21 protein-coding genes are annotated in these 23,223 nt (G+C 67.2%); 12 read left to right on the forward strand and 9 right to left on the reverse strand.

The features are described 5' to 3' along the window. Window positions 1-29 precede the first annotated feature (29 nt). Window positions 30-737, reverse strand: a complete 708-nt coding sequence (locus KDW96_RS16500) for an SIMPL domain-containing protein (RefSeq protein WP_255837305.1) — start codon at window positions 735-737, stop codon at window positions 30-32. A gap of 198 nt (window positions 738-935) precedes the next feature. On the opposite strand from KDW96_RS16500, the gene KDW96_RS16505 reads away from it, so the two are divergent. From KDW96_RS16505 to KDW96_RS16515, 3 genes are all read left to right on the forward strand, one after another. Further along, complete coding sequence (locus tag KDW96_RS16505) at window positions 936-2,189, forward strand: ATP-binding protein (protein WP_255837306.1); 1,254 nt, start codon at window positions 936-938, stop codon at window positions 2,187-2,189. Window positions 2,190-2,212: 23 nt separating this feature from the next. After that, on the forward strand, window positions 2,213-2,773 hold the full coding sequence (locus KDW96_RS16510; protein ID WP_255837307.1) for a response regulator transcription factor: 561 nt from the start codon (window positions 2,213-2,215) through the stop codon (window positions 2,771-2,773). Between the two features lie 171 nt (window positions 2,774-2,944). Next, complete coding sequence (locus KDW96_RS16515) at window positions 2,945-3,886, forward strand: AEC family transporter (protein WP_255837308.1); 942 nt, start codon at window positions 2,945-2,947, stop codon at window positions 3,884-3,886. A gap of 11 nt (window positions 3,887-3,897) precedes the next feature. On the opposite strand, the gene KDW96_RS16520 is transcribed toward KDW96_RS16515, so the two are convergent. The 5 genes from KDW96_RS16520 to gatC all read right to left on the reverse strand — a co-directional run bounded on the left by KDW96_RS16520 (window position 3,898) and on the right by gatC (window position 8,767). Beyond that, window positions 3,898-4,986, reverse strand: a complete 1,089-nt coding sequence (locus tag KDW96_RS16520) for a calcium/sodium antiporter (RefSeq protein ID WP_255837309.1) — start codon at window positions 4,984-4,986, stop codon at window positions 3,898-3,900. A gap of 101 nt (window positions 4,987-5,087) precedes the next feature. Then, window positions 5,088-5,459: a septal ring lytic transglycosylase RlpA family protein gene (locus KDW96_RS16525; protein WP_255837310.1), complete on the reverse strand. Its 372-nt coding sequence runs from the start codon at window positions 5,457-5,459 to the stop codon at window positions 5,088-5,090. Window positions 5,460-5,553: 94 nt separating this feature from the next. After that, the gene (gene gatB, locus KDW96_RS16530) at window positions 5,554-6,999 is read right to left on the reverse strand and encodes an Asp-tRNA(Asn)/Glu-tRNA(Gln) amidotransferase subunit GatB (RefSeq protein ID WP_255837311.1); all 1,446 of its coding nucleotides are present in this window, start codon (window positions 6,997-6,999) and stop codon (window positions 5,554-5,556) included. 12 nt (window positions 7,000-7,011) lie between these two features. Continuing rightward, window positions 7,012-8,463 (reverse strand): Asp-tRNA(Asn)/Glu-tRNA(Gln) amidotransferase subunit GatA, encoded by a 1,452-nt coding sequence (gene gatA / locus KDW96_RS16535; RefSeq protein WP_255840549.1) that lies wholly within the window; start codon window positions 8,461-8,463, stop codon window positions 7,012-7,014. Window positions 8,464-8,479: 16 nt separating this feature from the next. Then, window positions 8,480-8,767, reverse strand: coding sequence for an Asp-tRNA(Asn)/Glu-tRNA(Gln) amidotransferase subunit GatC (gene gatC / locus KDW96_RS16540; RefSeq protein ID WP_255837312.1), 288 nt, complete (start codon window positions 8,765-8,767; stop codon window positions 8,480-8,482). 228 nt (window positions 8,768-8,995) lie between these two features. Between gatC and mreB the strand changes: the two genes are divergently transcribed. The 8 genes from mreB (at window position 8,996) to tldD (ending at window position 19,981) form a co-directional block, all read left to right on the forward strand. Next, window positions 8,996-10,033: a rod shape-determining protein MreB gene (mreB, locus tag KDW96_RS16545; RefSeq protein WP_255837313.1), complete on the forward strand. Its 1,038-nt coding sequence runs from the start codon at window positions 8,996-8,998 to the stop codon at window positions 10,031-10,033. 135 nt (window positions 10,034-10,168) lie between these two features. After that, on the forward strand, window positions 10,169-11,089 hold the full coding sequence (gene mreC, locus KDW96_RS16550) for a rod shape-determining protein MreC (RefSeq protein ID WP_255840550.1): 921 nt from the start codon (window positions 10,169-10,171) through the stop codon (window positions 11,087-11,089). Next, window positions 11,086-11,574, forward strand: a complete 489-nt coding sequence (mreD, locus tag KDW96_RS16555) for a rod shape-determining protein MreD (protein ID WP_255837314.1) — start codon at window positions 11,086-11,088, stop codon at window positions 11,572-11,574. The genes mreC and mreD overlap by 4 nt, the downstream gene beginning before the upstream one ends. Before the next feature lie 42 nt (window positions 11,575-11,616). Beyond that, window positions 11,617-12,216 (forward strand): Maf family protein, encoded by a 600-nt coding sequence (locus KDW96_RS16560; RefSeq protein ID WP_255837315.1) that lies wholly within the window; start codon window positions 11,617-11,619, stop codon window positions 12,214-12,216. Between the two features lie 83 nt (window positions 12,217-12,299). After that, window positions 12,300-13,757, forward strand: coding sequence for a ribonuclease G (rng, locus tag KDW96_RS16565; protein WP_255837316.1), 1,458 nt, complete (start codon window positions 12,300-12,302; stop codon window positions 13,755-13,757). 31 nt (window positions 13,758-13,788) lie between these two features. After that, window positions 13,789-17,616, forward strand: coding sequence for a YhdP family protein (locus KDW96_RS16570; RefSeq protein ID WP_255837317.1), 3,828 nt, complete (start codon window positions 13,789-13,791; stop codon window positions 17,614-17,616). A 71-nt stretch (window positions 17,617-17,687) separates the two neighbouring features. Beyond that, window positions 17,688-18,536: a carbon-nitrogen hydrolase family protein gene (locus KDW96_RS16575; RefSeq protein WP_255837318.1), complete on the forward strand. Its 849-nt coding sequence runs from the start codon at window positions 17,688-17,690 to the stop codon at window positions 18,534-18,536. A gap of 2 nt (window positions 18,537-18,538) precedes the next feature. Then, window positions 18,539-19,981 carry a metalloprotease TldD gene (gene tldD / locus KDW96_RS16580; protein ID WP_255837319.1) on the forward strand — a complete coding sequence of 481 codons (1,443 nt, stop codon included), beginning with the start codon at window positions 18,539-18,541 and terminating at the stop codon, window positions 19,979-19,981. A gap of 48 nt (window positions 19,982-20,029) precedes the next feature. Here tldD and yjgA read toward each other — a convergent pair whose 3' ends face one another. Next, window positions 20,030-20,548 carry a ribosome biogenesis factor YjgA gene (gene yjgA, locus KDW96_RS16585; RefSeq protein WP_255837320.1) on the reverse strand — a complete coding sequence of 173 codons (519 nt, stop codon included), beginning with the start codon at window positions 20,546-20,548 and terminating at the stop codon, window positions 20,030-20,032. 105 nt (window positions 20,549-20,653) lie between these two features. Between yjgA and pmbA the strand changes: the two genes are divergently transcribed. Beyond that, on the forward strand, window positions 20,654-22,000 hold the full coding sequence (pmbA, locus tag KDW96_RS16590) for a metalloprotease PmbA (protein ID WP_255837321.1): 1,347 nt from the start codon (window positions 20,654-20,656) through the stop codon (window positions 21,998-22,000). Window positions 22,001-22,075: 75 nt separating this feature from the next. Here pmbA and KDW96_RS16595 read toward each other — a convergent pair whose 3' ends face one another. Together KDW96_RS16595 and rapZ are read right to left on the reverse strand one after the other, a co-directional pair. Next, window positions 22,076-22,348 (reverse strand): HPr family phosphocarrier protein, encoded by a 273-nt coding sequence (locus tag KDW96_RS16595; RefSeq protein ID WP_255837322.1) that lies wholly within the window; start codon window positions 22,346-22,348, stop codon window positions 22,076-22,078. A 12-nt stretch (window positions 22,349-22,360) separates the two neighbouring features. Then, on the reverse strand, window positions 22,361-23,218 hold the full coding sequence (gene rapZ / locus KDW96_RS16600; RefSeq protein ID WP_255837323.1) for an RNase adapter RapZ: 858 nt from the start codon (window positions 23,216-23,218) through the stop codon (window positions 22,361-22,363). Window positions 23,219-23,223: the final 5 nt, after the last annotated feature.

Consider the following 23,223-nt stretch of genomic DNA (forward strand, 5'->3'; position numbering starts at 1 on the left):
TGGTGGTGTTGCCCTGTTGCACTGCGCGATCAGGGCATCAGCACTTCGATGACGCCGTCGGCGTTGACCGTCACCTGGCTGGTACCCGCTTCGATCTCCGGGGTGGCCGCCGCGTCCATCATCGCCATGCCCTTGGCCATGCGCATCGGCATTGGCGGCTGGAAGCCGCCGCTGCTGAGGTTCAGGCTGATCAGCTTGTAGCCGCTGCCGCCGAGGGCCTCGGTGGCCAGTTGGGCCCTGGATCTGAAGGCCGCTACGGCGTCCTTGAGCAGGGTATCCTCGTGCTGCTTGCGGGTCGGCGTGGCGATGCTGAAGTCCATGCCGCCCATCTTCAGGGTCTTGAGCATCTCGCCCGTGAGTTTCGACAGGGTGGCGAAGCTGGCGCTTTCCAGGCGCAGCTCGGCGCGCTCGCGCCAGGCGGTGATCTGCTGGTTCTTGTCGTCGTACACCGGGTAGCTATGGCGGCTGCCGAGGGCGACGCTGACGCCTTCGGCGCCACGCGCCTGCTTGACCGCATCATTCAGGGTGCGGGTGATCTGCGCGGCCAGGGCGGCGGGATCGCTGTGCTGCGCTTCGCTGTAGAGGGTGACGTGCATCAGGTCATGGGCGATTTCCTGGCTGACCTCGGCGCGCAGGGCGACCTGGTTGTAACGGGGATCGTCGGCCTGGGCCGCGAAGCTGAGCAGGGCGGCGGCGCTGAGGGCGAGGACGCTGGCGAGGCGGGACAATGGCTGCATGGCAACTCCTTGTAAGGGTGGGGGCACGGAGGGTGCGACAGGTTCCTGAGGTTAGACGTAGCTGTTCGACTGCGCGGGTTAATTCCGGTTCCACTGCGTAGCAGTCGCCCGTTCTGCTGCGGCCAGTTGCCGCACGAGGGCGAGCGGAGCCTTGGTTATACTCGCTCGGCTCGCAAACCGCGGCTATTTGGAGAGCCCATGCTCGCACCTGTGCAGTTGTTGTCGGCCAGTCGGCAAAATCTCTGGCGCCTGACCCTGATCCGCATCCTGGTACTGGCCGCCCAGGCCGGCTCGGTCGGCCTGGCCTACAACTCCGGGCTGCTGCCGCTGCCCTGGCTGGAACTGAGCGTCACCCTGTGCATCTCGCTGATCCTGTGCCTGCTCACCGCCGTGCGCCTGCGCGGCCCCTGGCCGGTCACCGAGCAGGAGTACGCCGTGCAACTGGGCTGCGACCTGATCATTCACAGTGTGCTGCTGTACTACACCGGCGGCTCGACCAACCCCTTCGTCTCCTATTACCTGGTGCCGCTGACCATCGCCGCGGCGACCCTGCCCTGGCTGTTCACCATCGTCCTGTCCGGCCTGGCCCTGGCCGGCTATACCCTGTTGCTGGTGTGGTCCCATCCGCTGGAGCTGCCGCCCGGCCCACGGGAAAGCCTGCTGATCTACGGCATGTGGCTGAGTTTCGCCCTGGCCGCCGGATTGATCACCTTCTTCGTCGCCAAGATGGCCGAGGAGCTGCGCCGGCAGGAGGAGTTGCGTGCCGAGCGCCGCGAGGAGGGCCTGCGCGATCAGCAGCTGCTCGCCGTGGCCACCCAAGCCGCCGGCGCCGCCCACGAGCTGGGTACGCCCCTGGCGACCATGAGCGTGCTGATCAAGGAGCTGCGCCGCGAACATCAGGAACCGCTGCTGCAGGAGGACCTGGCGGTGCTGCAGGAGCAGGTCAAACTGTGCAAGGAGACCCTGCAGCAACTGGTGCGCGCAGCCGAGGCCGATCGTCGTCAGTCGGTGGTCGAGCAAGCCTGCGTCGAGTGGCTGGAAGCCGCGCTCAACCGCTGGCACCTGATGCGTCCCGAGGCCAGCTACCGCTATCAGTGTGTCGGTCGCGGCACGCCGCCGCGGCTGATGCCCCCGGCCGACCTGACCCAGGCCCTGCTCAATCTGCTGAACAACGCCGCCGATGCCTGCCCGGACGAGCTGGACATCCGCCTCGACTGGGACCATCAGTGGCTGCGCCTGAGCATCCGCGATCATGGCGCCGGCGTGCCTTTGGCGATTGCCGAACAGCTCGGCCGGCCGTTCTTCACCACCAAGGGCAAGGGCTTCGGGCTCGGCCTGTTTCTCAGCCAGGCCAGCGTCACCCGTGCCGGCGGCACGGTAAAGTTGTATAACCACGAAGAGGGCGGCACGCTCACCGAGCTGAAGTTGCCGCGTGCCTATGGCCATAGCTGATGCCGGCCCGCAAGGAGTGAACCATGAGTGAAGAGCCGCTGTTCGAAGGCGAAGAACAACCCCACCTGCTGCTGGTCGATGACGATCCGACCTTCACCCGGGTGATGGCGCGGGCCATGAGCAATCGTGGCCTGCGGGTGAGCACCGCAGGTTCCGCCGAGGAGGGCCTGGCCCTGGCCGAGCAGGACCTGCCGGACTATGCGGTGGTCGACCTGAAGATGGAAGGCGACTCCGGCCTGGTGCTGCTGCCCAAGTTGCTGGAACTGGACGCCGAGATGCGCGTGGTGATCCTCACCGGCTATTCGAGCATCGCCACCGCGGTGGAGGCGATCAAGCGCGGTGCTTGCAACTACCTGTGCAAACCCGCCGATGCCGACGACGTGCTGGCGGCGCTGCTGAGCCAGCACGCCGACCTGGACAGCCTGGTGCCGGACAACCCGATGTCGGTCGATCGCCTGCAGTGGGAGCACATCCAGCGGGTGCTGGCCGAGAACGAAGGCAACATCTCCGCCACCGCACGGGCCCTGGGCATGCACCGGCGCACCCTGCAGCGTAAATTGCAGAAGCGTCCGGTACGGCGCTGAAGTTCAGCTCGCCGGGCGCCAGTCGATGGCTGTCCGGGGTCGCGCCCCGGACCCGATGCGGCTGTGCGGAGCGCCGATGATTTCTGTGCGCTTGGCAACGATGATGGAGCGGATTCGGCGATCGGCTTGCTATCATTAGGCTCCTAAGTAACTGCCTGTCCTGGGGCTGTCATGCTCGTCGCTATCCAGCAAACCCTCGTCATCACCGCGCCGGTGTTCTCCATGTTGTTTCTCGGCGTGGTGCTCAAGCGCCTGGGCTGGATCGACGCCGCGTTCATCAACACCGCCTCGGCCCTGGTGTTCCGCGGCACCATGCCGACCCTGCTGTTTCTCGGTATCATCAGGGCGGATCTGGGCACCGCCCTGCAGCCGGCGCTGATCGGCTACTTCGTGCTGGCGACCCTGGCGACCTTCCTGCTGGCCTGGGGCTGGGCCATCCTGCGCTGTCCCGAGGCGGATCGCGGCATCTACACCCAGGGCGCCTTTCGCGGCAACAACGGCATCGTCGGCCTGGCCCTGGCCACCAGCCTCTACGGCGACTACGGCCTGGCGGTGGGCAGCGTCCTGGCCGGGGTGGTGATCCTCAGCTACAACGTGCTCTCGGCCATCGTCCTGGCGATCTACAGCCCCAACGCCAAGGCCGATCCCCGGACCATCCTGCGCAGCATCGTGAGCAACCCGCTGATCATCGGTGTAGTCCTGGCCATCCCGGTCGCCTACTGGCAGCTGGCGCTGCCGGACTGGCTGCTGACCTCCGGCGGCTACTTCGCGCAGATGACCCTGCCCCTGGCGCTGATCTGCATCGGTGGCACCCTGTCCCTGGCGTCGCTGCGCGAGAGCAGCGGCATCGCCCTGAGTTCCAGCGCGATGAAGATGGTCTGGCTGCCGCTGTTGGCGACCCTGGGCGCCTGGCTGTGGGGCTTTCGCGGCGCCGACCTGGGCATCCTGTTCTTCTATTTCGCCAGCCCCACCGCCGCGGCCAGCTTCGTCATGGCGCGGGCGGCGGGTGGCAATCATCAGCTGGCGGCGGCGATCATCGTCATCACCACCCTGGCCGGGGTGCTGACCATCAACCTCGGCCTGCTGCTGTTGCAGTGGGGCGGCTGGGCCTAGGCTCGCGCTGTTCAGGCCGGGCGTTGGCGCTGCCAGGCGCGGGCGCCGATCACCAGCAGGGTCATCGCGGTCAGCGGCAGGGCGTAGCCGAGCATGGCGTCGGCGAAGGTCTCGGCAAAGGGGCGGTCACCGGCGCTCAGCACCAGGTACAGGGTGTAGGCCGCGTAATAGGCGACAAACAGCAGGCCTTCCCAGCGGTTGATGCGGTAGCCGGAGAAGAAGATTGGCAGGCATGCGATGGCCACCGCGATCATCACCGGGAAGTCGAACGCCAGGGCATTGGCCACCACCGGGATCGGCAGCGGCGACACCAGCGAGGCCAGGCCCAGCACGCAGAACAGGTTGAAGATGTTGCTGCCGACGATGTTGCCCACGGCGATGTCCCGCTCGCCCTTGAGGACCGCCATCACCGAGGTGGCCAGCTCCGGCAGCGAGGTGCCGACGGCCACCACGGTCAGGCCGATCACCAGTTCCGACAGGCCCAGGGCGCGGGCCAGCCCGACCGCCCCTTCGACCAGCAGGTTGGAGCCGCCGACCAGCAGCACCAATCCGCCGATCAGCAGGCTCAGGTCGATCAGCCAGGCGCGGGGTTTGGGCTGCTCATGCAGACCGTATTCCGCGGCGAATTCGTCGCCCTCGGCGGCCTTGTCGCGGCGGCTGCTGACGATCAGGAAGGCGGTGTAGGTCAGCACCCCGGCGAACAGCAGGGCGCCATCGAGTCGGCTCAGCTGGCCGTCCCAGGCCAGGGCGAAGGTCAGCAGGCTGGCGCCGATCATGATCGGCACGTCCAGGCGGATCAGCTGGCGCGATACCACCAGCGGGGCGATCAGCGCGGTCACGCCGAGGATCAGCAAGACGTTGGCGATATTGCTGCCCAGCACGTTGCCGATGGCCAGGTCGCCGCTGCCGTTCACCGCGGCCTGCACGCTCACTGCGGTTTCCGGCGCGCTGGTGCCGAAGGCCACCACGGTCAGGCCGATGATCAGCGGCGGGATGCCGAATCGGGCCGCCAGCCGGGCGGCGCCGCGCACCAGCACCTCGGCGCCGACGACCAGCAGCGCCAGGCCAGCGATCAGGTAAACGAAGGTCATCGTCGTCATAGCGAAGGGCTCCAGAAAAGTGCGGCCAGTGTAGCCATCCGCACGCATGGAACCAGAGGGGCGGGGCGGCTATTGGTAACCGCTTGTAAAGGCTGGCGGCTTCAGTCGGCCAGCTGCTGCACGCGCACCGGCACCACGCCGGCGCGCAGCATGTCGAGCTGCTCGGCGGCCTTCTTCGACAGGTCGATGATGCGGCCGCGGGCGTAGGGGCCGCGGTCGTTGATGCGCACCACCACGCTCCTGTCGTTGCGCAGGTTGGTCACCTGCACCCGGCTGCCGAACGGCAGGCTGCGGTGTGCGGCCGTCAGCGCATGCTGGTCGAAGCGCTCGCCGCTGGCGGTCTTCTTGCCATGGTGGCGGGCGCCGTAATAGGAGGCGCGCCCCTCGGCGCTGTAGCCGTCGTCGGCCAGGCGTTGGCCGGCGCAGCCGGCCAGCAGGGCGAACAGCGCCAAAAGCAGAGTGAAACGATGCATAGGTTGTCTCTCCGGATGGATAAACGCCGGGGCAAGCCCCGGCGTCGCATGGTGCGGACATCCCTGTTGTGCTACTTGGGCCGTGCGGCCCGGCTCAGCCTTCGAGCTTCTTCTTCAGCAGTTGGTTCACCTGGCCAGGGTTGGCCTTGCCCTTGGAGGCCTTCATCGCCTGGCCGACGAAGAAACCGAACATCTTGCCGCGCTTGGCTTCGTCGCTGGCGCGGTACTGCTCGACCTGCTCGGCATTTGCCGCCAGGACCTCGTCGAGCATGGTCTCGATGGCGCCGCTGTCGGTGACCTGCTTGAGGCCCTTGGCCTCGATGATCTGGTCGGCCGAGCCTTCGCCATTCGCCATGGCCTCGAACACCATCTTGGCGATCTTGCCGCTGATGGTGTTGTCCTTGATGCGCAGGATCATGCCGCCCAGCTGCGCGGCGGACACCGGCGACTGGTCGATCTCCAGGCCCTCCTTGTTGAGCAGGCTGGACAGCTCGCCCATCACCCAGTTGGCTGCCAGCTTGGCGTCGCCGCAGCTCTGCTGGACCTGCTCGAAGTAGTCGGCCAGCTCGCGGCTGGCGGCCAGCACGCTGGCGTCATAGGCCGACAGGCCGAACTCCCGTTCGAAGCGCTCGCGCTTCTGCACCGGCAGCTCCGGCAGGCCGGCGCGGATTTCTTCGAGGAAGCTCGGCTCGATCACCACCGGCAACAGGTCGGGGCAGGGGAAGTAACGGTAGTCGTTGGCTTCCTCCTTGCTGCGCATGGAGCGTGTCTCGTCCTTGTTCGGGTCGTACAGGCGGGTTTCCTGGACCACCTTGCCGCCGTCCTCGATCAGCTCGATCTGCCGCTGCACCTCGTGGTTGATCGCCTTCTCGATGAAGCGGAAGGAGTTGACGTTCTTGATCTCGGCGCGGGTGCCGAACTCGGTCTGGCCCTTGGGCCGTACCGAGACGTTGCAGTCGCAGCGCAGCGAGCCCTCGGCCATGTTGCCGTCGCAGATGCCCAGGTAGCGCACCAGGGCATGGATCGCCTTGACGTAGGCCACCGCTTCCTTGGCGCTGCGGATGTCCGGCTCGGAGACGATCTCCAGCAGCGGCGTGCCGGCGCGGTTGAGGTCGATGCCACTCATGCCGTGGAAGTCTTCGTGCAGGCTCTTGCCGGCGTCCTCTTCCAGGTGGGCGCGGGTGATGCCGATGCGCCTGACCGTGCCGTCTTCCAGGGTGATGTCCAGATGGCCCTTGCCGACGATGGGGTCATCCATCTGGCTGGTCTGGTAGCCCTTGGGCAGGTCCGGGTAGAAGTAGTTCTTGCGCGCGAAGACGTTCCTCGGCGCGATCTCGGCGTCGATCGCCAGGCCGAACTTGCAGGCCATGCGCACGGCTTCGGCGTTGAGCACCGGCAGGGTGCCGGGCATGCCGAGGTCGACCAGGCTGGCCTGGGTGTTGGGTTCGGCGCCGAAGCCGGTGGCGCTGGCGGAAAAGATCTTCGATTGGGTGCTGAGCTGTGCGTGGATTTCCAGCCCGATCACGGTTTCCCATTGCATCGTTCGTGTTCCTCAGAATCCGGCTGGCGCGCGGGTGTGCCAATCAGTGACTTGTTGATACTGGTGCGCCACGCCCAGCAGGCGGCCTTCCTGGAAGTACGGGGCGAGCAGCTGCACGCCCACCGGCAGACCGTCGACGAAGCCGGCGGGCATCGACAGGCCGGGGATGCCGGCCAGGTTGGCGGTGATGGTGTAGATGTCTTCCAGATACTGGGCGACCGGGTCGTTGTTCTTCTCGCCGAGCTTCCAGGCCGGGTTCGGCGTGGTCGGGCCGAGGATCAGGTCGACCTCGTCGAAGGCGTTGAGGAAGTCGTTCTTGATCAGCCGGCGAATCTTCTGCGCCTTGAGGTAGTAGGCGTCGTAGTAGCCGGCCGACAGGGCGTAGGTGCCGACCATGATGCGGCGCTTCACTTCCGCGCCGAAGCCCTCGCCGCGCGAGCGCTTGTAAAGGTCTTCGAGGTTGACCGGGTTCTCGCAGCGGTAGCCGAAGCGCACACCGTCGAAACGCGACAGGTTGGAGCTGGCTTCCGCGGGGGCGATCACGTAGTAGGCGGGGATCGCGTGCTGCATGTTCGGCAGGCTGATCTCCTTGACGCTGGCGCCGAGCTTCTTCAGCTCCTCGACCACCGCCATGACTTTCTCGGCGATGCGCCCATCCAGGCCGGCGCCGAAGTATTCCTTGGGCAGGCCGATGCGCAGGCCGGCCAGCGGCTGGTTGAGGGCTGCCAGGTAGTCGTCTACCGGCTGGTCGACGCAGGTGCTGTCCTTGGGGTCGAAACCGGCCATGGCCTGCAGCATCAGCGCGCAGTCCTCGGCGGTGCGCGCCAGCGGGCCGCCCTGATCGAGGCTGGAGGCGTAGGCGATCATGCCCCAACGCGAGACCCGACCATAGGTCGGCTTGAGGCCGGTGAGGTTGGTCAGCGCGGCCGGCTGGCGGATCGAGCCGCCGGTGTCGGTGCCGGTGGCGGCCGGCAGCAGGCGGGCGGCCACGGCCGCGGCCGAGCCGCCGGAGGAGCCGCCGGGCACGTGCTCGAGGTTCCAGGGGTTCTTCACTGCGCCGTAGTGGCTGGACTCGTTGGCCGAGCCCATGGCGAACTCGTCCATGTTCAGCTTGCCCAGGGTCACGGCGCCGGCGCTGGCGAGCTTGTCCACCACGGTGGCGTCATAGGGCGCCTTGAACCCGCTGAGGATCTTCGAGCCGCAGCTGGTCAGCACATTCTTGGTGCAGAACAGGTCCTTGTGGCCGATCGGCGCGCCGAGCAGGGCGCCGCTTTCGCCATTGGCGCGGCGTGCGTCGGCGGCCTTGGCCTGGGCCAGGGCCAGCTCCTCGGTGACGCTGATGAAGCTGTTGAGCTGCGGGTCGAGTCGCTGAATACGCGCCAGCAGGTCGCGGGTCAGTTCTTCGGCGGAGAATTGCTTGTCGGCGAGTCCGCGGGCGATCTCGGCCAGGGTCAGTTGATGCATGGCTTGGCTCATTCCGTTACTCGATGACTTTGGGGACCAGGTACAGGCCGTTTTCCACGGCCGGGGCGATGGCCTGGTAGGCGTCGCGCTGGTTTTCTTCGCGCACCTGGTCGGCGCGCAGGCGCTGGGTGGCTTCCAGCGGGTGGGCCAGGGGCTCGATGCCGGTGGTGTCCACCGCCTGCATCTGATCGACCAGACCGAGGATGCTGTTGAGGGTCTCGGTGGTGCGCGGAATATCGTCTTCACTCAGGCCCAGGCGGGCCAGGTGGGCGATTTTTTCCACGTCGGAGCGTTCAAGCGCCATTGGGGTTCTCCAATACGAGGGCAGCCAGTGGAAATGTGATCGGGTCGCCGTGCAGGTGAAATCCTGCAGGGAACGGATGCCGTGAGCTGGCGGTCAAAGGCCGCGATGATGGGCTCTGGAGCCCGGAAAAACAGGCAATCTAACATATTGGCGCCTTGCTCAAAATCCCTGTCGTTGTTAGAGTTTGCCGCACTTTTTTACCCACGCGTTGCCTAGGGTCACTCTCCCATGTTCAAGAAACTGCGTGGCATGTTTTCCAGCGATCTATCGATCGACCTGGGCACTGCCAATACCCTTATTTATGTCCGCGAGCGCGGCATCGTGCTGAACGAGCCGTCCGTGGTCGCGATCCGCACCCATGGCAACCAGAAGAGCGTCGTCGCCGTCGGAACCGAAGCCAAGCGCATGCTCGGCCGTACCCCGGGCAATATCTCCGCCATTCGTCCGATGAAGGACGGGGTGATCGCCGATTTCAGCGTCTGCGAAAAGATGCTGCAGTACTTCATCAACAAGGTGCACGAGAACAGCTTCCTGCAGCCTTCGCCGCGCGTGCTGATCTGCGTGCCGTGCAAGTCGACCCAGGTCGAGCGTCGCGCCATCCGCGAGTCGGCCCTCGGTGCCGGCGCCCGCGAAGTGTTCCTGATCGAAGAGCCGATGGCCGCGGCCATTGGTGCCGGCCTGCCGGTGGAAGAGGCCCGTGGTTCGATGGTCGTCGATATCGGCGGCGGCACCACGGAAATTGCGCTGATCTCCCTCAATGGTGTGGTCTATGCCGAGTCCGTGCGGGTCGGTGGCGACCGTTTCGACGAAGCCATCATCACCTACGTGCGCCGCAACTACGGCAGCCTGATCGGTGAATCCACCGCCGAGCGCATCAAGCAGGAAATCGGCACAGCCTATGCTGGCGGCGAGATCCGCGAAGTCGACGTACGCGGACGCAACCTTGCCGAAGGCGTGCCGCGCAGCTTCACCCTGAACTCCAACGAAGTGCTGGAAGCGCTGCAGGAATCCCTGGCGACCATCGTCCAGGCGGTCAAGAGCGCCCTGGAGCAATCGCCGCCGGAACTGGCCTCGGACATCGCCGAGCGCGGCCTGGTGCTGACCGGTGGTGGCGCACTGCTGCGCGACCTGGACAAGCTGTTGGCCCAGGAAACCGGCCTGCCGGTGATCGTTGCCGAAGACCCGCTGACCTGCGTGGCCCGCGGCGGCGGCAAGGCCCTGGAGATGATGGATCGCCACACCATGGACCTGCTGTCCACGGAATAACGCGCCTGCCCCAAGTCTCGAGCTGCAAGCCGGGTACCCGCCCGCTTGCAGCTTTTTATTGTCGCCTGACGTCTTGAGGAGCCGCCCATCAAACCGCTATTCACCAAAGGACCTTCGCTCGGTGTGCGCCTGCTGGTGCTGGCCGTGCTGTCGGCCGCGCTGATGGTGGTGGATGCGCGCTTCACCGTGTTGCAGCCGGTGCGCGGCCAGCTCGGCGTGATAGTCGAGCCGGTGTACTGGTTGGGCCGACTGCCCGTGACCCTCTGGGAGAGTACGACCGAGGAGTTGAGTTCGCGCAGCGAGCTGGCGGCCGAGAACGAGAAGCTCAAGGCCGAGCAGCTGATGATGCAGCGTCGTCTGCAGAAGCTCGCCACCCTGACCGAACAGAACGTGCGCCTGCGCGAGCTGCTCAACTCCGCGGCGCTGGTCGATGACGAAGTGCTCGCCACCGAACTGATCGGTATCGACCCCAACCCCTTCACCCACCGCATCCTGATCGACAAGGGCGAAAAGGACGGCGTGCTGCTCGGCCAGCCGGTGCTCGACGCGCGCGGGTTGATGGGCCAGGTGGTCGAGGTCATGCCCTATACCTCGCGGGTACTGCTGCTCACCGACACCACCCACAGCATTCCGGTACAGGTCAACCGCAACGGCCTGCGCGCCATCGCCAGCGGCACCGGCAATCCGGAGCGCCTGGAGCTGCGCCACGTGGCCGATACCGCGGACATCAAGGAAGGCGATCTGCTGGTCAGCTCCGGCCTGGGGCAGCGTTTTCCAGCGGGCTACCCGGTGGCCACGGTCACCGAGGTGATTCACGACTCCGGTCAGCCCTTCGCCATCGTCCGCGCCGTGCCGACCGCCAAGCTCAACCGCAGCCGCTACATGCTGCTGGTGTTCACCGACACGCGCAGCCCGGAGCAGCGGGCGACCGAGTCGGCCGAAGCCCAGGAGGCCGCCGATCGCCAGGCCCAGGAGCAGGGCCAGGCGCCCGCGCAACCGGCGGCGCAGGCGGTCGTGCCGGCCGCGCCGGCCACGGAACAGGAGGGCGGCCAATGATCGCCGTACGTGCGCGCAACGTCTGGGTCATCTGGCTCAGCCTGGCCTTGGCCCTGCTGCTCAGTGTGGCGACCCTGCCGAAGTTCATGGAGATCGGCCGGCCCCTGTGGCTGGCGCTGTTTCTGACCTATTGGGTGCTGGTCCTGCCGCATCGGGTCGGCATGGCCAGCGCCTGGTTCATCGGCCTGCTGGCCGACGTGCTCAACGGCACGCTGCTGGGGCTCAATGCCCTGGTGCTGACCCTGATCACCTTCCTGGTGCTGAGCCTGCACCAGCGCCTGCGCATGTTCCCCCTGTGGCAGCAGAGTATGGTGCTGCTGGTGGTGTTCGGTCTGGCCCAGTTGCTGCACTTGTGGCTCAATGCCCTGACCGGCAGCCGCCCGCCGACCCTGGCGTTCGTCCTGCCAGCTGTAGTCAGTGCGCTGTTGTGGCCGTGGGTCTATGCCTTGTTGCGCGGCGTGCATCGGCGTCTCGGCGTCAATTAATCCGGGGGCTGCTCAGCCAGTACCCGACAGGGAGAGGTCTTGATGGCCACGCTTTACCTGGCTTCGGGATCGCCGCGTCGACGCGAGCTGTTGACGCAGATCGGCGTGCCCTTCACCACCCGTATCGCCCCCATCGATGAAACCGCCTTGCCGGACGAGGCGCCCAGCGCCTATGTCGAGCGCCTGGCGCGGGGCAAGGCGCTGGCCGCGCTGGCTACCCTGGAGCACACGGACGATGCCGTGGTGCTTGGCGCCGATACGGCGGTGGTGCTCGATGGGCGCATCCTCGGCAAGCCGGCGGATCGCGACGAGGCGTTGGCCACCCTGGCGGCGCTGTCCGGTCGCGAACACCAGGTGCTGACCGCGGTGGCGCTGGCCTCGGCCAGCCGGGTGGCGGTTCGGGTGGTGGTCAGTCGGGTCAGCTTCCGCCCGCTCAGTGGCGCAGAAATCGCAGCCTACTGGGCCAGTGGCGAACCCGGGGACAAGGCGGGCAGCTATGGTATTCAGGGCCTGGCGGCGGTATTCGTCAGGCAGTTGCAGGGCAGCTACTCGGCGGTGGTCGGTCTGCCCCTGTGCGAAACCGCCGAGCTGCTCGCCGAGTTCGACATTCCCTGCTGGCAGTCGTTGCCGGCCCCCGGCTAGTCGGTGCTGGCCGCAGCACACCGAAGCGCGGCGCCCCAGGGCGAGAGCCCCGGCGCAAGCCCCCATGCAGAAGAGATGGACCCATGAGTGAAGAGATTCTGATCAATATCACGCCAATGGAATCGCGCGTGGCGGTGGTGGAAAACGGCGTATTGCAGGAAGTGCATGTCGAGCGCACCCAGCGCCGCGGTATCGTCGGCAACATCTACAAGGGCAAGGTGGTGCGGGTGCTGCCGGGCATGCAGGCGGCCTTCGTCGACATCGGCCTGGAGCGCGCGGCGTTTATCCACGCCTCGGAAATTTCCAGTCGCGAGGGCCAGGCGGTGGAAACCATCAGCGCCCTGGTGCACGAGGGCCAGAGCCTGGTGGTGCAGGTCACCAAGGACCCGATCGGCAGCAAGGGCGCGCGCCTGACCACCCAGCTGTCGATTCCCTCGCGCTACCTGGTGTACATGCCGCGCACCAGCCACGTCGGCATCTCGCTGAAGATCGAGGACGAAGGCGAGCGCGAGCGCCTCAAGCAGGTGGTCGCCGATTGCGTGAGCGCCGAGGGCATCGAGGAGGCCGGTGGCTTCATCCTGCGAACCGCCGCCGATGGCGCCGGCGCCGACGAGATTCTCATCGACATCCGCTACCTGCGCCGCCTGTGGGACCAGATCGCCGCGCAGATGCAGACCGCCCCGGCCCCCTCGGTGATCTACGAAGACCTCAGCCTGGCCCTGCGTACCCTGCGCGACCTGGTCAGCCTGCGCACCGAGAAGATCCGCATCGACTCGCGGGAAACCTTCCAGAAGATCGCGCAGTTCGTCGGCGAACTGATGCCGGAGATTTCCGACCGCCTGGAGCACTACCCGGGCGAGCGGCCGATATTCGACCTGTACGGCGTCGAGGACGAGGTGCAGCGGGCCCTGGAGCGCAAGGTGCCGCTCAAGTCCGGCGGCTACCTGATCATCGACCCGGCCGAGGCGATGACCACCATCGACGTCAACACCGGCGCCTTCGTCGGTCATCGCACCCTCGAGGAGACCATCTTCAAGACCAACCTCGAAGCCGCCACGGCCATCGCCCGCCAGCTGCGCCTGCGCAACCTGGGCGGGATCATCATCATCGATTTCATCGACATGGAAGACGAGGAGCACCAGCGCCAGGTGCTGCGCACCCTGGAGAAGCAGCTGGAACGCGACCACGCCAAGACCAACATCATCGGAATCACCGAGCTGGGCCTGGTGCAGATGACCCGCAAGCGCACCCGCGAGAGCCTCGAGCAGGTGCTCTGCGAGCCCTGTATCTGCTGCCAGGGGCGCGGCAAGATGAAGACGGCGGAAACCATCTGCTACGAGATATTCCGCGAGATCCTCCGCGAGGCACGCGCCTACCAGCCCGAGGGCTACCGGGTGCTGGCCAACCAGAATGTGGTCGACCGCCTGCTCGACGAGGAGTCGGGCAACGTCGCCGACCTGGAGAGCTTCATTGGCCGCACCATCAAGTTCCAGGTCGAGACCATGTATTCCCAGGAGCAATACGATGTGGTGCTGCTGTGATACAGCGCGCGCCGTTCAGGGATTGAGCTGAATGGACGGACTGGCCCGCGGGGTCGCCGCTCTTTTGCGTTGGACGCTGGCGTGTTGCGCCCTGCTGCTGGTGCTGGCGGCGCTGTTCGTCAGCCTCGGCCGCGAACTGGTGCCCTGGGTCGCCGAGTACCGGCTGCAGGCGGAGGACCAGGGGCGTGCGGCGCTTGGCCTGCCGCTGGCGATTGGCCGCCTGGAAGGTCGCTGGCAGGGTTTCGCGCCGCTGCTGATCGCCCACGATCTGCGTGTCGGCGAGGGCGTCGAGGCGCTGCACCTGGACCAGGTGCGGCTGCGCCCGGACCTGCTGGCCAGTCTGCTGGCGCGCCAGTTGCGGGTGGCCAGCCTGGAGCTGGAGGGGCTGCAGCTCAACCTGCGTCAGGACGAGCAGGGCGCCTGGTCGCTCAAGGGCCTGCCCGCGCGCGCGGACGCCGGGCCTGTCGATGTCGAACGATTGTTCGGGCCGCTGCAGGCGGTCGAGCGTCTGTCCCTGCTCAACAGCCAGGTGACCCTGGACGCCCAGGATCATCCGGTGCAGACCCTGACCTATGTCAACCTGACCCTGCGCAGCGGCGCCACGCGTCAGCGCCTGGACGGCCGCCTGCTGCTGCCCGATGGCCAGCCGCTGGCCTTGCAGCTGCGCTCGCGGCTGCGGGCCGAGCGCTGGCGTGACGCCAAACTCGAGCTGTACCTGAGCCTGCCGCAGAGCGACTGGGCGCGCTGGTTGCCGCCCAGCCTGATGGCGCAGTGGCGCGTCCGGCGTTTGCAGGCCGGCGGCGAGTTCTGGTTGTCCTGGGCCGACGGCCAGTTGCAGCGCGCGGTGGCGCGCCTGCATGCGCCGCAGCTGCAGGCCGGCTATGCCGAGCGCGACGCGGTGCGGCTGCAGGATCTGGCCCTGAATGCCTACTTCAGCCGCACCGAGCAGGGCTTCCAGGTCCTGCTGGACGACGTGGCGCTGAGCCAGGGTGACGAGCGCTGGGGCGAGGCCCAGGTGGCGCTGAGCCAGGTGCGGGACAGCGCCGAAGCCGAAGAGCAGTGGCTGCTGTCGGCCGATCGCCTTGACCTGGCGCCCTTGGTGCCGCTGGTCGCCGCCCTCGCCCCGCTGCCGGACGCCAGTCTGCAGCTGCTCGAGCAGCTGCAGCCCCATGGCGAGCTGCACAACCTCCAGCTGGATTACCGGCCGCGCACCGAGGGTGCCAAGCGCCTGCAGTTCGCCGCCAACCTCGCGCGCATCGGCTTTGCCGCCCACGAGGCTGCGCCGGCGGCGGAAAACATCAGTGGCAGCCTCAGTGGCGATCTGGGGCAGGGCGAATTGCGTCTGGATGCCGAGGACTTCGTCCTGCACCTCGACACCCTGTTTCCCAAGCCCTGGCACTACAGCCGGGCCAATGCCCGCCTGACCTGGAGCCTGGACGAACAGGCCTTCACCCTGCGCAGTCCCTATCTGCGGGTGATCGGTGAGGAGGGCGAGATCGCCGGCGACTTTCTCATCCGCCTGCTGCGCGATCCTAAGGCAGAGGACTACATGGACCTGCGGGTTGGCCTGCGCCAGGGCGATGCGCGCTACACCGAGAAGTACCTGCCGACCCGTTCGTCCGGGCTCAGCCCGCAACTGGCCAGTTGGCTGAAGAGTGCCATTCGCGGCGGTGCTGTCGAGCAGGGCTACTTCCAGTACCAGGGCTCGCTGAACAAGGGGGCGGCGGACGCGGCGCGCAGCCTCAGCCTGTACTTTGCCGTACGCGATGCCGAGCTGGCTTATCAGCCGGGTTGGCCAGCCCTGCGTCAAGGCCGTGGCGAGGTGCTCATCGAGGACAGTGGCGTGCGCGTGCGCCTGGCCGAGGGGCGCCTGCTGGAGAGCCGGGTGACCCAGGCGCTGGCCGAGATTCCCCACGCCCCGCAGGGCGAGGCACCGCGCCTGCAGCTCGAGGCCGATCTGCACAGCAGCGTGAGCGATGCCCTGAAGATCCTGCAGGACGCGCCCATGGGGACCGCCGAGACCTTTGCCGGCTGGCGCGGCGAAGGCTCGTTGAACGGCCATCTGCGACTGGATCTGCCGCTGCAGGCGGGGGCGCCGGTGGCCGTGGTGGTCGATTTCGCCACCGAGGACGCGGAGCTCGAGCTGGCCAATCCGCAGCTGCAGCTCAGTCAGCTGCATGGCGCTTTCCGTTACGACACCGCCAGCGGCCTCAGCGCGCCGGACATCCGTGCCCAGGCCCTTGGCCATGCGCTGCGGGGCAAGGCCGTCGCCGAAGGCAGCGGCGGTCGTCCGCGCAGCCGCATCGAGGCACGCGGGCAGGTGCCCCTGAACGAGTTGGCCGCCTGGCTGGGCGTCGCCACCGAGCTGCCGCTGAACGGGGTCTTGCCCTATCGCCTGGGCCTCAATCTGGACGGCCCCGACAGCCAGCTGCGCGTCGACTCGACGCTCGAGGGCCTGTCTATCGACCTGCCGGCGCCGTTCGGCAAGCAAGCCGATGTGGCGCGTGACGCCAGTTGGCGCATGACCCTGGGGGGGGCGGAGCGGCGCTACTGGTTCGACTACGCCGACCTGGCCAGTCTGGCCTTCGCCGCCCCGCCGGGCGTGCTGAACCAGGGCCGTGGCGAGTTGCGTCTGGGGGCCGGACCGGCCCTGCTGCCGGCGGCGCAGGGGCTGCGGGTGCGCGGACGGCTGTCCGAACTGGACTGGGCGGCCTGGCAGGACGCGCTGCAACCCTACGCCCAGGTGCCGCGGGACGATGCCCAGGCACTGTTCAAGGACGCGCAGCTGAGGATCGACCGTTTCCGCGGCTTCGGCAGCACCCTGGACAACCTCGCCGTGCAGCTCGGACGCGGCGCCAGCGCCTGGGATCTTGACCTGGACAGCCAGACGCTGAAAGGCCGGGTGAGCCTGCCGGATGTGGCCGCGGCGCCCATCGCGGTCAATCTGGACTACGTGCGCCTGCCCCCCGCCGAGCCGAAGGGCGCGGTGGAGCCGGACAAGCCCGACCCCCTGGCGCAGGTCGATCCGCGGCAGATTCCGGCCCTCGACGTACGCATCGATCGGGTGCTGCAGGGTCAGGAGCTGCTGGGCGCCTGGTCGCTGAAGGCGCGACCGTTTGCCGAGGGGGTGCGTTTCAGCGACGTGCGCCTGGAACTCAAGGGCCTGCAGCTGAACGGCGGCGGCGGCTGGCAAGGCGGGCCGGGCGCCAGCAGCAGCTGGTACAAGGGGCGCATGGAGGGCAAGGACCTGGCCGCCGTGCTGCTGGCCTGGGGCTATGCGCCGACGGCCAGCAGCCAAAGCTTCCGCCTGGACGTCGACGGCCGCTGGCCGGGGTCGCCGGCCTGGGTCAGCCTCAAGCGTTTCTCCGGCAGCATGGATGCCTCCCTGCGCAGTGGACAGTTCTCCGAGGTGCAGGGCTCGGCGTCGGCGCTGCGGGTGTTCGGCCTGCTCAACTTCAACTCCATCGGTCGGCGCCTGCGCCTGGACTTTTCCGACCTGCTCGGCAAGGGGCTGAGCTACGACCGGGTCAAGGGGCTGCTGGTCGCCAGTGACGGGGTGTTTGTCACCCGCAAGCCGATCGCCCTGACCGGCCCTTCGAGCAACCTGGAGTTGAACGGCACCCTGAACATGGTCAATCAGCAGATCGACGCCAAGCTGCTGGTCACCCTGCCGGTGACCAACAACCTGCCGCTGGCCGCGCTGATAGTCGGTGCGCCGGCCATTGGCGGCGCGCTGTTCGTGGTGGACAAGCTGCTCGGCGACCGGGTGGCGCGTTTCGCCAGCGTGCAATACGACGTCGAGGGCGACCTGGCGGACCCGAGGATCACCTTCGACAAGCCGTTCGAAAAGCCGCAATGACCCCATTGGGCCATGCGCCCGGCTGTCATGACTTGTAAGCTGGGGGCTCAGAGCCCCTTGAGGTGGACACCATGAGCCTTGCCGTGATTCAGCTGGTCAGTCAGGACGATGTCCAGGCCAATCTGGCGTGCGCCAGACGTCTGCTGGAGCAGGCGGCAGGCGCCGGTGCCCGCCTCGCGGTGCTGCCGGAAAACTTCGCCGCCATGGGCCGTCGCGACCTGGCGGCCCAGGGCCGCAGCGAGGCCCTGGGCGAGGGACCGATCCTGCCCTGGTTGAAACAGGCCGCCCGCGACCTCAGATTATGGATAGTCGCCGGCACCATCCCTTTGCCGCCGGACGGCCAGCCCGAGGCCAAGGCCCATGCCTGCTCGTTGCTTGTCGACGAGCATGGCGAGCGGGTGGCGCGCTACGACAAGCTGCACCTGTTCGACGTGGATGTGAGCGACAGCCGCGGCCGTTATCGCGAGTCCGACGACTATGCCCACGGCGCCCGGGTGGTGGTGGCCGATACGCCCGTTGGGCGGTTGGGTTTGACGGTCTGTTACGACCTGCGTTTCCCTGAGCTCTATGGCGCCCTGCGCGAGGCGGGCGCCGAGTTGATCAGCGCGCCCTCGGCCTTCACCGCCGTCACCGGCGCCGCCCACTGGCAGGTGCTGATTCGCGCCCGGGCCATCGAGACGCAGTGCTACGTGCTGGCGGCTGGCCAGGGCGGCAGTCATCCCGGTGGTCGTGAGACCCATGGGCACTCGGCCATTGTCGATCCCTGGGGATGCATACTGGCCGAGCAGGCCAGGGGCGAAGCGATGCTGCTGGCGCTGCGCGATGCCATCGAGCAGGCGGCGATTCGTCAGCGCATGCCGGTAGCCCGGCACAAACGATTTTTTGCAGCGGCCGACCCGCGGCTGCCCGGTTTGGAGTAGTTATGAACGAGATGTTGATGTCCGTCAGCGAGCACCTGTTGAGTCCGGGTGGCCTGACCCTCGACCACCTGCCCGGGGTGCTCGGCGAGTTGGCCGGCCCGGGGATCGACGCCGCCGATCTGTATTTTCAGAGCCAGATCTCCGAGACCTGGGTGCTCGAAGATGGCATCGTCAAGGAGGGCAGTTTCAACCTCGACCAGGGCGTCGGCGTGCGCGCGCAATCCGGCGAGAAGACCGGCTTCGCCTACAGCAACGCGATCACCGCCGAGGCGCTGAGTCAGGCGGCCGGCGCGGCCCGCTCCATTGCCAGGGCCGGCCAGCATGGCCGCGTGCAGGCTTTCAGCAGCCCGCTGGTCAGCGCCCTGTATGCCCCGGACAATCCGCTGGACGTCATCGACCGGGCGCAGAAGGTCGAGTTGCTCAAGCGCATCGACCAGGCCACCCGCGCCCTCGATTCGCGCATCAAACAGGTCACCGTGAGCCTGGCCGGCGTCTGGGACCGGGTGCTGGTGGCGGCCAACGATGGCAGCCTGGGCGCCGATGTGCGGCCGCTGGTGCGCTTCAACGTCAGCGTCATCGTCGAACAGAACGGTCGCCGAGAGCGCGGTGGTCATGGCGGCGGTGGCCGCACCGACTACCGCTATTTCCTCGACGAGGACCGCGCCATGGGCTATGCCCGCGAGGCGCTGCGTCAGGCCCTGGTCAACCTCGAGGCGATCGCCGCACCGGCTGGCAGCATGCCGGTGGTGATGGGCGCCGGCTGGTCCGGCGTGCTGCTGCACGAGGCTGTCGGGCATGGCCTGGAGGGCGACTTCAACCGCAAGGGCAGCTCCGCCTACAGTGGCCGCATGGGCGAGAAGGTCGCCTCCAGCCTGTGCACCATCGTCGACGACGGCACCCTGGCCGAACGCCGCGGCTCGCTGAGCATGGACGACGAGGGCACGCCGAGCGAATGCACCACGCTGATCGAGAATGGCGTGCTCAAGGGCTACATGCAGGACAAGCTGAACGCTCGCCTGATGGGCATGGCCTGCACCGGCAACGGTCGCCGCGAGTCCTATGCGCACCTGCCGATGCCACGTATGACCAACACCTACATGCTGGCCGGCGAGAGCGATCCGGAGGAGATCATCCGTTCAGTGAAGAAGGGCATCTACTGCGCCAACCTCGGCGGTGGCCAGGTCGACATCACCAGCGGCAAGTTCGTCTTCTCCACCAGCGAGGCCTACCTGATCGAAGACGGCAAGATCACCGCGCCGGTCAAGGGGGCCACGCTGATCGGCAATGGCCCGGAAGCCATGAGCCGGGTGTCGATGGTCGGCAACGACCTGGCCCTGGACAGCGGCGTCGGCACCTGTGGCAAGGATGGCCAGTCGGTGCCGGTCGGCGTCGGCCAGCCGACGCTGAAGATCGATGCGATCACCGTCGGTGGCACCGGCGCTTGATCAAGTGCGTCCGGGCCAGGTTTCCATGGCCCGGCCGAGGACGCAGGGTTAGCGCAGTCCGCGCTGGGCTTCGTCCAGTTCGCGGATGTACTTGAAGATTTTCCGCGAGGCGGCCGGCGCCTTGTTCTGCGCCGCCTCGTGCTGCGCCAAGCGGATCAGCTGGCGCAGGTGCTGGCGGTCGGCCTCCGGGTAGTCGCCGACGAAGGCCTCCAGGGTCTCGTCGGTGCCATTGATCAGGCGGTCGCGCCAGCGCTCGAGGTTGTGGAAGCGCTCGTTGTACTGGCGGGTCGAGGCGTCCAGCTGGTCGAGCAGGGTGGTGATGGCGTCGATGTCTTGATCGCGCATCAGCCTGCCGATGAACTGCAGGTGGCGCTTCCTCGCCACGTTGGCCGTGTGCTTGGGCGCTTCGGCCAGGGCGCGGCGCAAGGCGTCGGTCAGGGGTAGCTTGTTCAGCAGGTCGGGCTTTAAGGTGGTCAGGCGCTGCCCCAGGTCTTGCAACGCATGCAGCTCGCGTTTGACCTGGGATTTGCTCTTCTCGCCGGAGAAGTCGTCAAGGTATTCAGGCATGGGGGTGGTCCAATGGAAAACGCCGTCATGATAGCAGCAAGTTTCCGGCTGCAAGCGTTCGGTCCGCGTCGGGCCTAGCTTGCCGTCCATCGTTCAGGAGTGTGTATGAGTGCAGTAGAAGGGGTTGGCCCCGCAGCGGTGCCGCAGTTGCAGGCCCAGGTCGAGCAGATCATCGCCGAGGCGAAGAAGCAGGGCGCCAGTGCCTGCGAGGTGGCCGTGTCGGTGGAGCAGGGGCTGTCCACCAGCGTGCGGCAGCGCGAGGTGGAGACGGTCGAGTTCAACCGCGACCAGGGCTTCGGTATCACCCTCTATGTCGGCCAGCGCAAGGGTTCGGCCAGCACCTCGGCCAGCGGTGAGGCGGCCATCCGCGAGACCGTGGCGGCAGCCCTGGCGATCGCCAAGCACGCCTCGGAAGACGAGTGCGCCGGGCTGGCCGATGCCGCGCTGATGGCTCGCGAGCTGCCCCAGCTGGACCTCTACCATGCCTGGGCGATCAGTCCCGAACAGGCCATCGAGCAGGCGCTTGCCTGCGAGGCGGCGGCCTTCGCCGCCGACAAGCGCATCAAGAACGCCGATGGCACTACCCTCAACACCCATCAGGGCTGTCGGGTGTATGGCAACAGTCACGGCTTCGTCGGTGGCTACGCCAGCACCCGGCACAGCCTGAGCTGCGTGATGATCGCCGAGGACGGCGGGCAGATGCAGCGCGACTACTGGTACGACGTCAATCGCCAGGGCGAGCTGCTGGCCGATGCCGCGGATATCGGCCGCCGTGCCGCGCAGCGGGCGGTCAGCCGCCTGGGCGCGCGGCCGGTGCCGACCTGCGAGGTGCCGGTGCTGTTTTCCGCCGAGTCGGCGACCGGCCTGTTCGGCCATTTCCTCGCGGCGATTTCCGGCGGCAACCTCTACCGCAACTCCTCCTTCCTCGAAGGCGCCTTGGGCCAGCAGCTGTTCCCCGAGTGGCTCAAGCTCGACGAGCGCCCGCACATCCCGCGCGCCCTGGGCAGTGCGGCGTTCGACGGTGACGGTCTGGCGACCTACGGCAAATCCTTCGTCGAGGGCGGCGAGCTGCTGTCCTATGTGCTGGGCACCTATTCCGGGCGCAAGCTGGGCATGCCCAGCACGGCCAATGCCGGTGGCGTACACAACCTGTTCGTCAGTCACGGCGACGAGGATCAGCAGGCGCTGCTCAAGCGCATGGGACGCGGCCTGCTGGTTACCGAGTTGATGGGCCACGGCCTCAATCTGGTCACCGGCGACTACTCGCGCGGCGCCGGCGGTTACTGGGTGGAGAATGGCGAGATTCAGTTCCCGGTGCAGGAGGTGACCATCGCCGGCAACCTGCGCGACATGTTCAGGCAGATCGTCGCGGTGGGTAACGACCTGGAGTTGCGCAGCAATATCCGCACCGGCTCGGTGCTGATCGAGCGGATGACGGTCGCCGGCAGCTGACGCTTCGGTACGGTTGCACAACGATAAAGGGGGCTGTCCGCCGCGACGGACAGCCCCCTTTATATGGGCGGAAGGTTATTCGCCTTCGTCGAAGTAGTTGTTGATCAGCGCGACCAGCGCCTCGAGCGCGTCGCGGTCCTGCTCGCCTTCGGTGTGCAGGTGGATCGGTGTGCCCTTGCCGGCGGCCAGCATCATCACCGCCATGATGCTCTTGCCGTCCACCAGGCTTTCCGGCGCGCGACCGACCTTGACCTTGCAGGGGTAACGCCCGGCCACGCCGACAAACTTGGCCGCTGCGCGCGCGTGCAGGCCCAGCTTGTTGATGATGGTGATTTCGCAGGAGGGCATCGCGGCGGTTCCTTAGCTGAGGTCGCGGTGGCGAACCTGGACGTTCTTCAGGATGGGTTTCAGGGTTTCGCCAAGGCGGTTGGCCAGGTACACCGAGCGGTGATGGCCGCCGGTGCAGCCGACCGCGACCGTCACGTAGGCCCGATTGCTGGCGGCGAAGCGCGGCAGCCATTTGTTCAGGTAGGCGAGGATGTCCTGGTACATCTCCTCGACATCGGCTTGCGCGGACAGGTACTCGACGACCGGCTGATCGAGCCCGGAGTAGTCGCGCAGGTCCGGCTTCCAGTACGGATTGGGCAGGCAGCGCACGTCGAAGACCAGGTCGGCATCCACCGGCATGCCGCGTTTGAAGCCGAATGACTCGACCAGGAAGGCGGTGCCCGGCTCCGGCTGATTGAGCAGGCGCAGCTTGAGCATGTCGCGCAGCTGGTAGAGGTTGAGGTGGGTGGTGTCGATCTTCAGGTCGGCCAGGTCGATGATCGGCCCGAGCAGCTGGGTCTCGTCGGCAATGGCTTCGGCCAGCGAGCGGGTCTCGCTGGTCAGCGGGTGGCGTCGACGGGTCTCGGAGAAGCGCTTGAGCAGGGTTTCCTCGTCGGCATCCAGGTAGAGCACGTTGCACTGGATGTGCCGGGCGCGCACTTCGTCGAGCAGTTCGGGAAAACGCTTGAGCTGGCTGGGCAGGTTGCGTGCGTCGATGGAGACCGCCACCTGGGGGTGCAGCAGCTCGGTATGCAACAGGGCGCGCTCCGCCAGCTCCGGCAGCAGGCCGGCGGGCAGGTTGTCGATGCAGTAGAAGCCGTTGTCCTCGAGCACATCGAGGGCGGTGCTTTTGCCGGAGCCGGAGCGACCGCTGACGATGATCAAGCGCATGGGGC

Origin of the sequence: Pseudomonas benzenivorans, assembly GCF_024397895.1 — a bacterium.
GTDB lineage: Bacteria > Pseudomonadota > Gammaproteobacteria > Pseudomonadales > Pseudomonadaceae > Aquipseudomonas > Aquipseudomonas benzenivorans_A.

Bases quoted from the DNA above. Each gene is read 5' to 3' on its own strand.
- KDW96_RS16500 (WP_255837305.1), bottom strand. From the start codon at position 737: ATGCAGCCATTGTCCCGCCTCGCCAGCGTCCTCGCCCTCAGCGCCGCC.
- KDW96_RS16505 (WP_255837306.1), top strand. From the start codon at position 936: ATGCTCGCACCTGTGCAGTTGTTGTCGGCCAGTCGGCAAAATCTCTGG.
- KDW96_RS16510 (WP_255837307.1), top strand. From the start codon at position 2,213: ATGAGTGAAGAGCCGCTGTTCGAAGGCGAAGAACAACCCCACCTGCTG.
- KDW96_RS16515 (WP_255837308.1), top strand. From the start codon at position 2,945: ATGCTCGTCGCTATCCAGCAAACCCTCGTCATCACCGCGCCGGTGTTC.
- KDW96_RS16520 (WP_255837309.1), bottom strand. From the start codon at position 4,986: ATGACGACGATGACCTTCGTTTACCTGATCGCTGGCCTGGCGCTGCTG.
- KDW96_RS16525 (WP_255837310.1), bottom strand. From the start codon at position 5,459: ATGCATCGTTTCACTCTGCTTTTGGCGCTGTTCGCCCTGCTGGCCGGC.
- gatB (WP_255837311.1), bottom strand. From the start codon at position 6,999: ATGCAATGGGAAACCGTGATCGGGCTGGAAATCCACGCACAGCTCAGC.
- gatA (WP_255840549.1), bottom strand. From the start codon at position 8,463: ATGCATCAACTGACCCTGGCCGAGATCGCCCGCGGACTCGCCGACAAG.
- gatC (WP_255837312.1), bottom strand. From the start codon at position 8,767: ATGGCGCTTGAACGCTCCGACGTGGAAAAAATCGCCCACCTGGCCCGC.
- mreB (WP_255837313.1), top strand. From the start codon at position 8,996: ATGTTCAAGAAACTGCGTGGCATGTTTTCCAGCGATCTATCGATCGAC.
- mreD (WP_255837314.1), top strand. From the start codon at position 11,086: ATGATCGCCGTACGTGCGCGCAACGTCTGGGTCATCTGGCTCAGCCTG.
- KDW96_RS16560 (WP_255837315.1), top strand. From the start codon at position 11,617: ATGGCCACGCTTTACCTGGCTTCGGGATCGCCGCGTCGACGCGAGCTG.
- rng (WP_255837316.1), top strand. From the start codon at position 12,300: ATGAGTGAAGAGATTCTGATCAATATCACGCCAATGGAATCGCGCGTG.
- KDW96_RS16570 (WP_255837317.1), top strand. From the start codon at position 13,789: ATGGACGGACTGGCCCGCGGGGTCGCCGCTCTTTTGCGTTGGACGCTG.
- KDW96_RS16575 (WP_255837318.1), top strand. From the start codon at position 17,688: ATGAGCCTTGCCGTGATTCAGCTGGTCAGTCAGGACGATGTCCAGGCC.
- tldD (WP_255837319.1), top strand. From the start codon at position 18,539: ATGAACGAGATGTTGATGTCCGTCAGCGAGCACCTGTTGAGTCCGGGT.
- yjgA (WP_255837320.1), bottom strand. From the start codon at position 20,548: ATGCCTGAATACCTTGACGACTTCTCCGGCGAGAAGAGCAAATCCCAG.
- pmbA (WP_255837321.1), top strand. From the start codon at position 20,654: ATGAGTGCAGTAGAAGGGGTTGGCCCCGCAGCGGTGCCGCAGTTGCAG.
- KDW96_RS16595 (WP_255837322.1), bottom strand. From the start codon at position 22,348: ATGCCCTCCTGCGAAATCACCATCATCAACAAGCTGGGCCTGCACGCG.
- rapZ (WP_255837323.1), bottom strand. From the start codon at position 23,218: ATGCGCTTGATCATCGTCAGCGGTCGCTCCGGCTCCGGCAAAAGCACC.